This is a genomic window from Pseudomonas sp. 8BK (assembly GCF_902506475.1).
Lineage (GTDB): Bacteria > Pseudomonadota > Gammaproteobacteria > Pseudomonadales > Pseudomonadaceae > Aquipseudomonas > Aquipseudomonas anguilliseptica.
Map to the genome: position 1 here is coordinate 1,844,737 of NZ_LR733252.1, position 13,636 is coordinate 1,858,372.

At 60.7% G+C, this 13,636-nt stretch carries 10 protein-coding genes; 4 read left to right on the forward strand and 6 right to left on the reverse strand.

Going from position 1 to position 13,636, the window contains the following annotated elements:
* The first annotated feature begins 41 nt into the window (after positions 1-41).
* Genes ACIN8IBEIGE_RS08415 through ACIN8IBEIGE_RS08430 form a run of 4 tightly spaced genes read left to right on the forward strand, consistent with a single transcriptional unit; the run spans position 42 to position 8,909 of the window.
* Positions 42-1,268, forward strand: coding sequence for an MdtA/MuxA family multidrug efflux RND transporter periplasmic adaptor subunit (locus ACIN8IBEIGE_RS08415; RefSeq protein ID WP_160014244.1), 1,227 nt, complete (start codon positions 42-44; stop codon positions 1,266-1,268).
* Complete coding sequence (locus ACIN8IBEIGE_RS08420; RefSeq protein ID WP_160014245.1) at positions 1,265-4,363, forward strand: MdtB/MuxB family multidrug efflux RND transporter permease subunit; 3,099 nt, start codon at positions 1,265-1,267, stop codon at positions 4,361-4,363. The genes ACIN8IBEIGE_RS08415 and ACIN8IBEIGE_RS08420 overlap by 4 nt, the downstream gene beginning before the upstream one ends.
* Positions 4,360-7,467: an efflux RND transporter permease subunit gene (locus ACIN8IBEIGE_RS08425; protein ID WP_160014246.1), complete on the forward strand. Its 3,108-nt coding sequence runs from the start codon at positions 4,360-4,362 to the stop codon at positions 7,465-7,467. The genes ACIN8IBEIGE_RS08420 and ACIN8IBEIGE_RS08425 overlap by 4 nt, the downstream gene beginning before the upstream one ends.
* Positions 7,464-8,909: an efflux transporter outer membrane subunit gene (locus ACIN8IBEIGE_RS08430; protein ID WP_160014247.1), complete on the forward strand. Its 1,446-nt coding sequence runs from the start codon at positions 7,464-7,466 to the stop codon at positions 8,907-8,909. The genes ACIN8IBEIGE_RS08425 and ACIN8IBEIGE_RS08430 overlap by 4 nt, the downstream gene beginning before the upstream one ends.
* Positions 8,910-8,968: 59 nt before the next feature.
* Here the strand turns inward: ACIN8IBEIGE_RS08430 and ACIN8IBEIGE_RS08435 are convergent, their stop codons facing one another.
* The 6 genes from ACIN8IBEIGE_RS08435 to ACIN8IBEIGE_RS08460 all read right to left on the reverse strand — a co-directional run bounded on the left by ACIN8IBEIGE_RS08435 (position 8,969) and on the right by ACIN8IBEIGE_RS08460 (position 13,589).
* Positions 8,969-9,976 carry a DctP family TRAP transporter solute-binding subunit gene (locus ACIN8IBEIGE_RS08435; RefSeq protein WP_160014248.1) on the reverse strand — a complete coding sequence of 336 codons (1,008 nt, stop codon included), beginning with the start codon at positions 9,974-9,976 and terminating at the stop codon, positions 8,969-8,971.
* Positions 9,977-10,249: 273 nt separating this feature from the next.
* Positions 10,250-11,254: a TRAP transporter substrate-binding protein gene (locus tag ACIN8IBEIGE_RS08440; RefSeq protein ID WP_160014249.1), complete on the reverse strand. Its 1,005-nt coding sequence runs from the start codon at positions 11,252-11,254 to the stop codon at positions 10,250-10,252.
* Positions 11,255-11,571: 317 nt separating this feature from the next.
* A complete protein-coding gene (locus tag ACIN8IBEIGE_RS08445) occupies positions 11,572-12,072 on the reverse strand; it encodes a disulfide bond formation protein B (protein ID WP_160014250.1) in 501 nt (166 codons plus the stop codon).
* A 73-nt stretch (positions 12,073-12,145) separates the two neighbouring features.
* Positions 12,146-12,550, reverse strand: a complete 405-nt coding sequence (locus ACIN8IBEIGE_RS08450; RefSeq protein WP_160014251.1) for a hypothetical protein — start codon at positions 12,548-12,550, stop codon at positions 12,146-12,148.
* 423 nt (positions 12,551-12,973) lie between these two features.
* Positions 12,974-13,372, reverse strand: a complete 399-nt coding sequence (locus tag ACIN8IBEIGE_RS08455) for a cupin domain-containing protein (protein WP_160014252.1) — start codon at positions 13,370-13,372, stop codon at positions 12,974-12,976.
* Positions 13,373-13,397: 25 nt separating this feature from the next.
* Positions 13,398-13,589 carry a hypothetical protein gene (locus tag ACIN8IBEIGE_RS08460; protein ID WP_178124344.1) on the reverse strand — a complete coding sequence of 64 codons (192 nt, stop codon included), beginning with the start codon at positions 13,587-13,589 and terminating at the stop codon, positions 13,398-13,400.
* Positions 13,590-13,636 lie beyond the last annotated feature (47 nt).

Sequence of the window (13,636 nt, forward strand, 5' to 3'; positions counted from 1 at the left end):
ACTGCATATCGTTCACGCTCCCCAAGGAAGTGATCGTCGCCATGTCTGATACACAGTTCACCAACCGTCCTCGCAATCTGTCGCGCCAATGGCTGCTCGGCTCAATCGCGCTGGCTGTTCTTGCCGTATTGCTGTGGTGGTTCTGGCCCAGCCCGCCGGAAGCGCCGCAGCGTGGCGGACCTTGGCGTGATGGCGGCCCGGTGCCGGTGCGCGTGGCGACTGTCAGCCAGGGCGATTTCCCGGTTGAACTCAAGGCCCTGGGTACCGTCACCGCCTATAACACGGTGAATGTGCGCGGCCGGGTGGAGGGTGAGCTGGTCAAGTTGCTGTTCAAGGATGGCCAACAGGTCAAGGCTGGCGATCTGCTCGCAGTGATCGACCCACGCCCTTACGAAATCGCCCTACAGCAGGCCCAGGGCGCCCTGCAGGAAAGTCAGGCGCAGCTGCGCAATGCCGAACTGGACCTGGCGCGTTACCGCGGTCTGTACACCGAAGAGTCGATTGCCAAGCAGACCCTCGATACCCAGGAAGCGCTGGTCAATCAGTACCGTGGCGGGATCAAGAGCCTACAAGCGAATGTCGCCACTGCGCGGCTCAACCTCGATTTCACCCAGATTCGCGCGCCTATTACCGGCCGCCTGGGTATTCGTCAGGCCGATGTTGGCAACCTGGTCAGCTCCGGCGATGCGTTGCCGCTGGTGGTAATTACCCAGACTCTGCCGATTGCTGTGATGTTTACCCTGCCCGAAGCCGAACTGCCGGCAGTGGTGCAGCAACTGAGAAGTGGTGCGACCCTAACCGTCGAGGCCTGGGACCGCAGTGAAAAGCTCAAATTGGCCGACGGCGAGCTGGAGAGCGTCGATAACCTGATCGACACCGCCACTGGCACGGTCAAGCTCAAGGCGCGCTTCGCCAACGCCGAAGAAATGCTCTTTCCCAACCAGTTCGTCAACGTGCGCCTGCGGGTGAAAACCCTGCAGAACGTCACCCTGATGCCGGCCGCTGCACTGCAATTCGGCGCCAGCGGCACCTTCGCTTATGTAGTGGACGCTGAAGACAAGGTACAGCTGACACCGGTCAGTGTCGGCGCCAGCGATGGCCAGCTCAGTGTGGTCGAGCAGGGCCTCAAGGCCGGTGATCGTCTGGTGCTGGAAGGTACTGATCGTTTGCGCTCCGGCAACAAGGTCGAGGTGATAGGCGACAAGCCGGTTGCCGCTCAGACGCAAGTGGCAAAGCCTGAAGGCAAACGAGCGCCGCGCGTCCAATGAACGCCTCTCGCCTGTTTATCCTGCGCCCGGTCGCCACCACGCTGATCATGCTGGCGATCTTCCTGAGCGGCTTGATCGCTTACCGCCTGCTGCCCGTCTCGGCGCTGCCGGAAGTGGATTACCCGACCATTCGGGTGATGACCCTGTATCCCGGCGCCAGCCCGGACGTGATGACCAGTGCAGTCACCGCGCCCCTGGAACGCCAGTTCGGCCAGATGGCCGGGTTGAAACAGATGTCCTCAACCAGCTCGGGCGGCGCCTCGGTGATTACCCTGCGTTTTCACCTGGAGGTGCAGCTGGATGTCGCCGAGCAGGAAGTGCAGGCCGCGATCAACGGCGCGAGCAACCTGCTGCCCAATGATCTGCCGGCGCCGCCGGTGTACAACAAGGTCAACCCGGCAGACACCCCGGTGCTGACTCTGGCCATCAGCTCGAAAACCATGCCGCTGCCGCAGGTGTTCGATCTGGTCGATACCCGCCTGGCGCAGAAACTCGCGCAAACCAGCGGCGTCGGCCTGGTGACCCTGGCCGGCGGGCAGCGCCCGGCCGTGCGTTTGCGGGTCAATCCGGAGGCCCTGGCGTCCTATGGTTTGAACCTCAGCGATGTGCGCACGCTGATCACCGCCAGCAACGTCAACCAGCCGAAGGGCAACTTCGACGGCCCGACGCGGGTGTCGCAACTGGATGCCAATGACCAGCTGAAGTCCGTCGACGAATACCGCGAGCTGATTCTCGGCTACAAGGATGGCGCCACGCTGCGCCTGAAAGATGTCGCCGAAATCATCGACGGCGCGGAAAACCAGCGCCTGGCGGCCTGGGCAAACCGCAGCGAAGCGGTGCTGGTCAATGTGCAGCGCCAACCCGGGGCCAACGTCATCGATGTGGTCGACAGTATTCAGACGTTGCTGCCCAACCTGACCCAGGGCCTGCCGGCCAGCGTCGAGGTCAGCGTGCTGACTGATCGCACCGAAACCATTCGCGCTGCGGTCAGGGGCGTGCAGCATGAGCTGCTGCTGGCCATCGCCCTGGTGGTGCTGGTGACCTTCCTGTTTCTGCGCAAGGTGTCGGCCACCATCATCCCCTCCATCGTCGTGCCGCTGTCGCTGATCGGCACATTCGGCGTGATGTACCTGGCCGGCTTCACCATCAACAACTTGACGCTGATGGCCCTGACTATTGCCACCGGCTTTGTGGTGGACGATGCCATCGTCATGCTGGAGAACATCGCCCGTCATCTGGAGGAGGGCGAAACCCCGCTGAATGCGGCGCTGAAAGGCGCAAAGCAGATCGGCTTTACCCTGGTGTCGCTGACCATCTCGTTGATTGCCGTGCTGATTCCGCTGCTGTTTATGGCCGACGTGGTCGGAAGGCTGTTCCGCGAATTTGCCATCACCCTGGCAGTGGCGATTCTGATTTCCCTGGTGGTGTCGCTGACCCTGACGCCGATGATGTGCGCGCGCCTGCTCAAGGCGGAAAAGCCCGAGGCAGAAGGGCGCTTCTACCGCGCCGCCGGGGCAGTGATCGACGGCATGATCGCCCGTTACGGCGTATGGCTGACCTGGGTGCTCAAGCATCAGCCACTGACTCTGTTGGTGGCCATCGGCACCCTTGCGCTGACTGTAGTGCTGTACCTGGCGGTGCCAAAGGGCTTCTTCCCGGTGCAGGACACCGGTGTGATTCAGGGCATTTCCGAAGCACCGCAGTCGATTTCCTTCCGCGCCATGAGCGAGCGCCAACAGCGCCTAGCCGAGGTGATACTGCAGGATCCGGCCGTGGCCAGCCTGTCGTCCTATATCGGCGTGGACGGTGACAACCCGACACTGAACAGTGGTCGCCTGCTGATCAACCTGACGCCACGGGCCGAGCGCGATAGCAGCGCTGGTGAAGTGATTGAGCGGCTGCGCCCGCAGCTGGCGCGGATTCCCGGTATCGAACTGTACCTGCAGCCGGTGCAGGATCTGTCCATCGAGGATCGGGTCAGCCGCACGCAGTTCCAGTTCAGCCTGGAGTCGCCGGATATCAGCCTGCTCGAAGAGTGGGTGCCCAAGCTGGTCAGCGCGCTGCGCGAGCAGCCGGAGCTGCGTGACGTGGCCAGCGACCTGCAAAACCGTGGCTTGCAGGTGTTTCTGCAGATCGACCGCGACATGGCCGGGCGCCTCGGCGTAAGCATTGCCGATATCGACAACGCGCTATACGACGCCTTCGGCCAGCGACAGATTTCCACCATCTACACCCAGGCCAGCCAGTACCGCGTGGTGCTGGAAAGCGAGAATGCCGGCAGCATCGGTCCGGCGGCGCTGCGGCAGATTCACGTCAAGGCCGCCGATGGTCAGCAGGTCGCGCTGTCGACCCTGGCCCAGGTCGAGGAACGCGCCGCCAGCCTGCTGATCAACCATATCGGTCAATTCCCGGCGGCCACTCTGTCATTCAACCTGGCCAGCGGCGTATCGCTGGGTGAGGCGGTGGCGGTGATTGAGCGCATCGAACAGGAGATCGGTATTCCGCCGGCGGTGCAGACGCGCTTCCAGGGCGCGTCAGAAGCCTTCCGCGCCTCGCTGTCGAGCACCTTGCTGCTGATTCTGGCGGCCATCGTCACCATGTATATCGTGCTCGGCGTGCTCTACGAGAGCTATATCCACCCCATCACCATCCTCTCCACCTTGCCCTCGGCGGGCGTTGGCGCGCTGCTGGCGTTGCTGATCAGCGGCAACGAGTTGGGGTTGATTGCGATCATCGGCATCATCTTGCTGATTGGCATCGTCAAGAAGAACGCGATCATGATGATCGACTTCGCCCTCGACGCCGAACGCAACCAGGGCATGCAGCCGGAAGCGGCGATCTACCAGGCAGCGCTGTTGCGTTTTCGCCCAATTCTGATGACCACCCTGGCCGCGCTGTTTGGCGCGATCCCGCTGATGCTGGCCACTGGCTCCGGTGCTGAACTGCGTCAACCGTTGGGCCTGGTGATGGTTGGCGGGCTGCTGCTGAGCCAGATCCTCACGCTGTTCACTACGCCGGTGATCTACCTGTACTTCGATCGTCTGTCGCGGCGCATCAGCGGCCGTAGCGCGGCCGGGCTTGTGGTCAACCCATGAATCTCTCCGCCCCCTTTATCCGTCGGCCGGTGGCAACCCTGCTGCTAAGCCTGGCGATTCTGCTACTCGGCGGCGTCAGCTTCGGCCTGCTGCCGGTGGCGCCGCTGCCGCAGATGGATTTCCCCACCATCACCGTGCAGGCCAGTCTGCCGGGGGCCAGCCCGCAGATCATGGCCTCGAGCGTGGCCACGCCGCTGGAGCGCTCGCTCGGCACCATCGCCGGCATCAGCCAGATGAACAGCCGCAGCAGCCAGGGCAATACGCGGATCATGATCCAGTTCGACTTGGACCGGGACATTAACGCCGCCGCCCGCGAGGTGCAGGCGGCGATCAATGCCTCACGCGAGCTGCTGCCCAGCGGTATGCGTAGCATGCCTACCTACGCCAAGGTCAACCCGTCGCAGGCGCCGATCATGGTGCTGTCGCTGACCAGTGATGTGCTCAACAAGGGCCAGCTGTACGACGTAGCCTCGACCATCCTGGCGCAGAAGCTGGCCCAGGTAACCGGCGTCGGTGAAGTGCAGATCGGCGGCAGCTCCTTGCCCGCCGTGCGCGTCGCCCTGGAGCCGCGTTTGCTCGATCAGTACGGCATTGCCTTGGATGAAGTGCGTCAGAGCATCAGTGCCGCCAACGCCAAACGGCCGAAAGGCGCGGTGGAAGATGCCGAGCGGCACTGGCAGGTGCAGGCCAGCGATCAGCTGGAAAAAGCCGCCGATTACCTGCCGCTGATCATTCGCTATCAGGACGGCGCGGCCGTGCGCCTGGGCGATGTGGCGAGCGTCACCGATGGCGTCGAGGACCGTTACAACAGCGGCTTCTTCAACGATAAACAGGCGGTGCTGTTGGTGATCAACCGGCAGACCGGGGCCAATATCATCGAAACTATCGCCGGCATTCGTGAGCAACTGCCGGCCTTGCGTGCGGTGATTCCCGCCAGCATCGAGCTGGAAGTGGCGATGGACCGCTCGCCGGTGATTCGCGCCACCCTGCATGAGGCCGAGCAGACCCTGCTGATCGCCGTGGTGCTGGTGATTCTGGTGGTATTCGCCTTTCTCGGCCGTTGGCGCGCCGCGCTGATACCGGCCCTGGCGGTGCCGGTATCGCTGGTCGGCACCTTTGCGGTGATGTACCTGCTGGATTTCTCCCTGAACAACCTGTCGCTGATGGCGCTGATTATCGCCACTGGCCTGGTGGTGGACGACGCCATCGTGGTGTTGGAAAACATCTCGCGGCATATCGAAGCCGGTGAAACGCCGATGACGGCCGCGTTCAAGGGCGCGCGCGAGGTGGGCTTCACCTTGCTGGCGATGAACCTGTCGCTGGTCGCGGTGTTTATCTCGATCCTGTTTATGGGCGGCATTGTCGAGCGGCTATTCCGCGAGTTTTCCATCACCCTGGCCGTGGCCATCGTGATTTCCCTGCTGGTGTCGCTGACCCTGACGCCGATGCTCTGCGCACGCTGGCTCAAGGTCGAAACCGCCGAGCATAAGCCCAGCGCCATGCAGCGTTGGGGCGGGGCCGTGCAGACGCGCGTATTGGCGTTCTACCGGCGCAGCCTGGACTGGGCGTTGCGCCATTCGCTGTTGATGCTGTTCAGCCTGCTGGCGACCATTGCGCTGAATATCTTTCTATTTGTCAGCGTGCCGAAAACCTTTATGCCGCAGCAGGACACCGGCCAGCTGATTGGCTTTATTCGCGGTGATGACGGTCTTTCCTTTCAGGTCATGCAACCGAAAATGGAAATCTACCGCCGTGCGGTGCTGGAAGACCCTGCTGTGGAGAGTGTGGCGGGCTTTATTGGTGGCAGTGGCGGGATCAACAACGCCTTTATGATCGTGCGCCTCAAGCCTGTTACCGAGCGCAAGGTCAGCGGCCAGGAGGTGATCAACCGCCTGCGTCAATCGGTGCCGAAAGTGCCGGGTGGGCGGATGTTTCTGATGTCTGATCAGGACCTGCAGATCGGCGGGCGGGAAGGGCGCAGCTCGGAAACCGAATACATGTTGCTGTCCGGCGACCTCGATGAGTTGCGCAAATGGTTGCCGCCGGTGCGCGAAGCACTGCGCGCGCTGCCGGAGCTCACCGATATCGACGCCAAGGAGGCCGAAGGCACCCAGCAGATCCGCCTGGTGGTCGATCGTGACATGGCCAAGCGCCTGGGCGTGGACATGAATATGATCACCGCGGTACTGAATAACGCGTTTAGTCAGCGTCAGGTGTCGACCATCTACGACAGCCTCAATCAGTACAGCGTGGTGATGGAAATCAACCCGCAGTTCGCCCAGTACCCGGAAACCCTCGACCAGATTCAGCTGATCACCGCCGAGGGCGCGCGGGTGCCGCTGTCCAGCTTCGCCCGCTGGGAGCGCAGCCTGGAAGAGGATCGCGTGCATCACCAGGGCCAGTTCGCCGCAGAGAATATCGGCTTCGCCCTGGCCGAAGGGGTCAGCCTGGATCAGGCCAGCGCGGCGATCAACAACGCGGTTGCCCGGGTCGGTTTACCGACCGAAGTGCAGGGTATGCTCGGTGGTACCGGCGGGGCCTTCCAGCAAACCCAGCAGAACCAGCCGTGGATGATCCTGCTGGCCCTGGTGGTGGTGTATATCGTCCTCGGCGTGCTGTACGAGAGCTATATCCACCCGCTGACCATTCTCTCCACCTTGCCCTCGGCCGGGGTTGGCGCACTGCTGGCGTTACAGCTGATGAGCATCGAATTCAGCCTGATTTCACTGCTCGGTTTGTTTTTGCTGATCGGCATCGTCAAGAAGAACGCCATTCTGATGATCGACCTGGCTTTGCAGCTGGAACGCCAGCAGTACCTGAGCCCGGAGGAATCGATTCGCCAGGCCTGCCTGCTGCGCTTCAGGCCGATCATGATGACCACCCTGGCCGCCATCCTCGGGGCATTACCACTGATGCTGGGCAGCGCCGAAGGCTCGGAAATGCGCCAGCCGCTGGGCATCACCATTGTCGGCGGGCTGGTATTGAGCCAGCTGTTGACCCTCTACACCACTCCGGTGATTTACCTGTACTTCGACCGCCTGCGCCACCGGGTCAACCGCTGGCGCGGAGTGCGCACTGACGCTGCCCTGGAAAACCCGTTATGAAAGCACTAGTTGCCTTACCCACTCTGTTGGCACTGAGCCTGGCGCTAAGCGCCTGTGCCCTCGGCCCGGACTATCAGCGCCCGCAGCTGCAAACCCCGGCGCAGTTCAAACAGATCGAAGGCTGGACTCAGGCCCAGCCCGGTGATGCGCTGGCGCGTGGCAACTGGTGGCAGCTGTATGGCGATTCCGAGCTGAATGCCCTGGTCGAGCGACTGAATGTCTCCAACCAGAACCTGGCCGCCAGCGAGGCGCAGTATCGCCAGGCCCGCGCCCTGGTGCGCGGCGCGCGAGCGGCGTTCTATCCGAGCCTGTCGGGCAGCGCTGGGGCCACTCGCAGCAGTCAGGGCAGCGGCAACAACAGCGGCAGTACCACGAGCAGCGCGGGTGGCATCAGCAAGAGTTATGAGCTGGGCCTGAATGCCGCCTGGGAGCTGGATATCTGGGGCAAGCTGCGCCGCTCGCTGGAATCCAGCCGCGCCGGCTTCGAGGCCAGCGCCGCCGACCTGGCCGCACTAAAACTCAGCCTGCAGGCCGAACTGGTGCAGAACTACCTGCAATTGCGCGTGCTGGATGATCAGCAGCGCCTGCTCGATGCCACAGTCGAGGCCTATGCCCGCTCGCTGAAACTTACGGAAAATCAGTACAACGCCGGCATCGTGCCGAAATCCGATGTCAGCCAGGCCCTGACCCAGCTGAAAAGCACCCAGGCCCAGGCCATCGACCTGAAATGGCAGCGCGCGCAGCTGGAGCATGCGATTGCCGTACTGGTCGGCGTACCGCCCAGCGAACTGAGCATTACCGTGCGCGAGCAATTACCCGCGCTACCCGAGATACCTGTGGCCTTGCCGTCGCAATTGCTGGAGCGTCGCCCGGATGTCGCCGCCGCCGAGCGCCGGGTTATTGCCGCCAACGCCGAAATCGGCGTTGCGGAAGCCGCCTGGTATCCGGATCTGAGCATTTCTGCCAGCGGCGGTTACCGTGGCAGCAGCTTTGCCGACTGGATTGATCTGCCCAACCATTTCTGGTCGCTCGGCCCGCAGCTGGCGCTGACCCTGTTCGATGGTGGCGCGCGCAGTGCCGAGCTGGAACGCAGCGAAGCGGCCTACGATCAGACTGTGGCGCAATACCGCCAGGCGGTGCTCGACAGCTTTCGTGAGGTGGAGGACTACCTGGTGCAACTGCGCGTACTGCAGCAGGAAGCCGTTTTCCAGCAGGAAGCGCTGGATGCCGCACGCGAGTCTCTGCGCCTGATCGAGAACCAGTACCGCGCCGGTACCGTGGACTTCAACAGCGTGGTCAATGTACAGGCCACCGCGCTGAACAACGAACGCAGCAACCTCAGCCTACTGGGCAGCCGTCTGACCGCCAGCGTGCAGCTGATCGCTGCATTGGGTGGTGGTTGGCAGGGTGAGTTAGAGATGCCAGAGCAAGCAGAGCGCTAAGCGAACTCAAGCGTCAGTACGGATAACCACCGAACTGACGCTTGAGGTTTAGGGGAGGATTAGTCGCGGGATTTGCGGTTAACCGTTTGCGCGGCTTTGAGTATGTCTGCGCCAACCTCGGCCTCAAACTGCTGCCAAACCGGTTGCATGGCGGTACGCCAGGCAGCGCGTTGTTCGTCAGTGAGGGTAATGATCTGGCTGCTGCCGGACGCCTCGATACGCTGACGGTCTGCACTGTTGGCTTCTTCGGATTGACGGTTCACCGCGAAACTCACCTCATCGATGATGGCTTCCAGCTCGCTGCGAATCTGGTGAGGAATGGAAAACCAGAAGCGCTGGTTGCTGACCAGCATGTAGTCAAGTGCGCCGTGGTTGGTCTCGGTGATAAACGGCTGCAAGGTATGCAGCTGCTTGGTGTAGATGTTCGACCAGGCGTTCTCTGTGCCTTGCACCTTGCCGCTCTGCAGTGCAGCGAAGACCTCGGCAAAGGGCATGGCCAGAGGCGCTGCACCGATCTGATAGAACTGCGCTTCCAGCACGCTGGAGGGTTGAATGCGGAACTTCAAACCTGCCGCATCACTGGGCACCTGCAGCGCCTTGGTCGCCGAGAGCTGCTTCATACCGTTATGCCAATACGCCAGGCCAATGATGTTGTGCGCTTCCATAGAGCGCAGCAGTTGACGGCCTTTGGCACGCTTCTGGAAGCGTGTGACGGCTTCCAGGTCATCGAACAGGAAGGGCAGGTCGAATACCTGCAACTGTTTGGTGTATTTCTCAAACTTGGCCAGCGAGGGTGCTAGCAGTTGCACCTCGTTGTTCACCAAGGCCTGCAATTCGTTGTCATCGCCAAATAGGCTGGATGTCGGGTAAACCTCGACATTGACTTTGCCTGCCAGGCGCTGATCGACCAACTGTTTGAACAGTAAGGCACCCTGGCCCTTGGGCGTATGCTCATCGGCGACATGGGCAAACTTGATCAGGATGGGCTCCTGTTCTTGAGCGTGGCAAAGGTTGAATGCACTGAACAGCAGGGTGCCAACGGCTATAGCAGCAATCGACTTGAACATAGGAGAGTCCTTGGTTGAGGCAGGTGAGCAGTCTTGAATAATCGGGATCATCAGACGCTATACGCACTTTCAGCGTAGCGGCTTTTTGCCAGCGCTCCGGGTGATTAGCCTGGGGCGATAGAAGGGGTTAGTTTGAGCTGCGCGGAGGTTACTGCACTTGGCGCAGCCGTGGAGTGCGATGGCGCACGTCTTAGAACCAGCTCACGAACTGCTGCGCCTAGGCCCTACTGCGTTGAAAGCAGGGCTCTAGCGCGTGAAAGCGTGGGCAGGTTCTTAACGCTTGTTGCGATTCACCGTTTGCGCGGCCTTTATCACGTCAGCACCAATCACGCCTTCGAACTGTTGCCATACCGGTTGCATGGCTTTACGCCAGGCGTCGCGTTGTTCATCGTCAAGGGCGATCACTTGGGTACCGGTGGCAGCGGCGATACGGTCGCGGTCGACCTGGTTGGCGGCTTCGGCCTGGCGATTTACCTCGTAGGTGACCTCGTCGATGATGCCTTCCAGTTGCATGCGGATCTGGTGCGGGATGGCGTACCAGAAGCGTGGGTTACTCACCAGCATGTAGTCGAGTACACCGTGGTTGGTCTCGGTGATAAACGGCTGAACGCTATGCAGTTGCTTGCTGTAGATGTTCGACCAGGGGTTTTCCGCGCCCTGCACCTTGCCACTTTTCAGCGCGTCGAAGACTTCGGCAAACGGCATGATCATCGGCGTTGCGCCAAGCTGGTTGAACTGCGCCTCAAGCACCGAAGAAGGCTGGATTCGGAACTTCAAACCCGCTGCGTCGCCCGGCACCAATAGTGCTTGGGTCGCCGAGAGCTGCTTCATGCCATTGTGCCAATAGGCCAGGCCGACGATGTTGTGGTCTTCCATGGAACGCAGCAATTGGCGGCCCTTGGCGCGTTTCTGGAAGCGGTTGACGGCGTCCAGGTCATCGAACAGGAAGGGCAAGTCGAACACCTGCAGTTGCTTGGTGTATTTCTCGAACTTGGCCAGCGACGGCGCCAGTAGTTGCACCTCGTTATTAGCCAATGCGTCGAGCTCGTTGGCATCGCCGTACAGGCTGGAGTTGGGGTAGACCTCAACTTTTACCTTATCGCCCAGACGCTCCTCGGCCAGTTTCTTGAACAGCAATGCGCCTTGGCCTTTTGGGGTGTTGTCTGCAACCACATGGGCAAACTTGATCACGATTGGCCCCTTGTCGGTTGCCGCGTGAAGCGTGGTAGACGCCAGCAGCAGGCTGCCAGCGGCGATAGCGCAGATCGACTTGAACATAGCGTTGTTCCTGATTGTTCTTATGTTGTTGTGTTGACGGCGTGCCAGGATAAGTTTCAGCAGGCTGGCTGATGCAGGCTGTCAGGTTGGCGCGGCAGCACGATGGGTTGCCGTGCGCAGTGCTCCGGCTATATCGCAATGCCTATGCCAGAGTGGCCATTTGTCTGCAGGGCCGTAACAGCCGCGAAATGGCCGTGATTGAACGCACAGTGGCTGGCGAGAAGCCGCCATTTTCAGTTAAAAATCGGCAAATAACCGCTTATTGAAGGCAAGGGTGGCGTTTTACCGCCACCTGCAGGAGGGAGTACGGCCGGAGATCAGCGGCGCACGGCGCGCCAGGCAGCAAACAGACATAGGGCCAAGAGAAGGGCGACGCTGAGCAGGGTCCAGTGGGTAAACGACAGACCGAGAATGCTGTAGTCGTTCTGCCCGCACACACCAGCGCTCATAAATACGCTGGGTAGCCAGTCATGCAGCGGCAGATAAAAGGCGTAGAAAGGAAACGGCGAGCAGCTGGAACTTTCCAGTACACCGTTTTCGATCAACACCAGGTGTGTGTTGTCATACACCGCCATACCCGCAGCGGCCAACAGCAAGGGCCATAGCGGCAAGGTCAGCCAGCGCAGACCGAGGGCTTCTAGCGCCAGAATCAGCAGGCTGACAACGCCACCACAGAGCAGCCATAGGCGAATCTGAATGCACAGGGTGCAGGGCTCCCAACCGGCTAAATGCTGCAGCAGCAAGGCCCCGCCGAGCATGGCAAAACAGGCGAGCGTAATCAGGGTGAGCAGGGGCTTGAGCGAGGTGGCGCGGGACATCTGAATCTCCGAAAGGGCCTGGCGCGTTGGTTAGGGCAGTACTGTGTCGACGTATCAGATGCGTGGCACAGAGTTAAGTTGCAGACCTGTTTGAACGATCCAGATACAGGGCCAGCAGCGCAAGGATGATCGCCAGCGAATAGGCAAACAAGCCCAGATTGATGCCCAGGATCATTTTTTCCGAACCATCGGATAACACCATTGAACCGCCATAGAGGTCACGTAAGGCATAGGCCAAGAGAAAGCCGCCGGTGACGAAGAGGGTCATCAGGCTGCTCAAGCGCAGGTTGCCCCTACACCACACCAACCAGAACGAGTACAGACCAATTGCACAATTGGTCGCCAGCTGCCAGACCTCATGCAACCGCGCATGCGCCGTCCAACTGGGGTTGAAGACATGCGAATCGTTCAACTCGAAGATCGGCACCACCGCGGCATAAAACACGATGCCAAGGGTCACCAGTAATTTGCCAAGCATAAGTAATGCGCCCTCTCACAAGGCATTAGGTGGCGCGAGCATAACGGCACACCAGGCATTGAGCAAAAGCCCTGAAGTTTGAAAGCCAGAAGTGCATAGCGGGCAGAATTTCAGCTGGTTAGGGTCTGTTGCACACCCTGTACAAAAGGAGTTTGGCGATGAACCCATCCACCAATGCAGCACGCATTGCGTTGCGCGTTCGCGGCATAGCCAGTGCCGAGGCCATGCATATCTGGCAGGGCGGGTAGGATGCCAATGGCCAGTGTCCGCGGTTACGGCAGTGATGACTGGATTCGCTACGGCACCGGCCAGGTAGTGTCAGGACGTGCGCTAACTGCAGCGACTCCAGCGTGGTCTACGTGCACATCCGCTCCAAATTCAATTACTTCCAGTGCCGGGTAGAACGCGCCAGTGCCTGCTAGGTCAGGCAGGACGATGTTCAGTGCCGGCACCGGGTGTAAGAAACAGCAGGGTGGTGGGCTGTGTGGTTCTGGCCGTATGCCAAACACCCTGTGGTACCAGAACGTAGCTGCCAACCGTATCAAGCAGTAGCTCGCGCTCGCCGTCTGCTTCTTCAAGCAGCAACACTGCACTGCCACTTAGCAGCATGACCAGCTCTTCACCAGCTGGATGGCGCTCCCAGCTGGGCCAGTTTGCCGAAAAGCTGAAGGCGGACATCAACCTGCCCAGATCCAACTCAGGTCTGGCGCCGCTGACCAGGTCTCTCCAGAACTGCTCGGTAACGGCAACTTGCTCGGTTTTTCCGCCGTCTTGCACATGCAGGTAGGTGTGCAGAATGTTTTCAGACTGCTCGGCGCTCATCCTGTGCTCCTCGTATTGTCCAGGCTCAACGTTTGAGTAGGGAAGAATCCAGCTGATTGAAGCACTGCACGATGCGCTCATGACTGACATCGGCAAATTCCTTTTGCGTCAGGCTCACCAGTACGCTGGTTTTGACTCGGCCGGAGCGCAGCTGACGCTGCATATAGGCCAGTACGTCGGCGTCACTGGCAGGTGGTGTTTGGTGGTTCTTTTCCACGGTGCATGCGCTCATCAGGGGTGAATTAGAACGGTGAATTTCGACGC

Excerpts from the sequence above, each read along its gene's own strand:
- ACIN8IBEIGE_RS08415 (WP_160014244.1), top strand. The coding sequence starts at position 42 with ATGTCTGATACACAGTTCACCAACCGTCCTCGCAATCTGTCGCGCCAA.
- ACIN8IBEIGE_RS08420 (WP_160014245.1), top strand. The coding sequence starts at position 1,265 with ATGAACGCCTCTCGCCTGTTTATCCTGCGCCCGGTCGCCACCACGCTG.
- ACIN8IBEIGE_RS08425 (WP_160014246.1), top strand. The coding sequence starts at position 4,360 with ATGAATCTCTCCGCCCCCTTTATCCGTCGGCCGGTGGCAACCCTGCTG.
- ACIN8IBEIGE_RS08430 (WP_160014247.1), top strand. The coding sequence starts at position 7,464 with ATGAAAGCACTAGTTGCCTTACCCACTCTGTTGGCACTGAGCCTGGCG.
- ACIN8IBEIGE_RS08435 (WP_160014248.1), bottom strand. The coding sequence starts at position 9,976 with ATGTTCAAGTCGATTGCTGCTATAGCCGTTGGCACCCTGCTGTTCAGT.
- ACIN8IBEIGE_RS08440 (WP_160014249.1), bottom strand. The coding sequence starts at position 11,254 with ATGTTCAAGTCGATCTGCGCTATCGCCGCTGGCAGCCTGCTGCTGGCG.
- ACIN8IBEIGE_RS08445 (WP_160014250.1), bottom strand. The coding sequence starts at position 12,072 with ATGTCCCGCGCCACCTCGCTCAAGCCCCTGCTCACCCTGATTACGCTC.
- ACIN8IBEIGE_RS08450 (WP_160014251.1), bottom strand. The coding sequence starts at position 12,550 with ATGCTTGGCAAATTACTGGTGACCCTTGGCATCGTGTTTTATGCCGCG.
- ACIN8IBEIGE_RS08455 (WP_160014252.1), bottom strand. The coding sequence starts at position 13,372 with ATGAGCGCCGAGCAGTCTGAAAACATTCTGCACACCTACCTGCATGTG.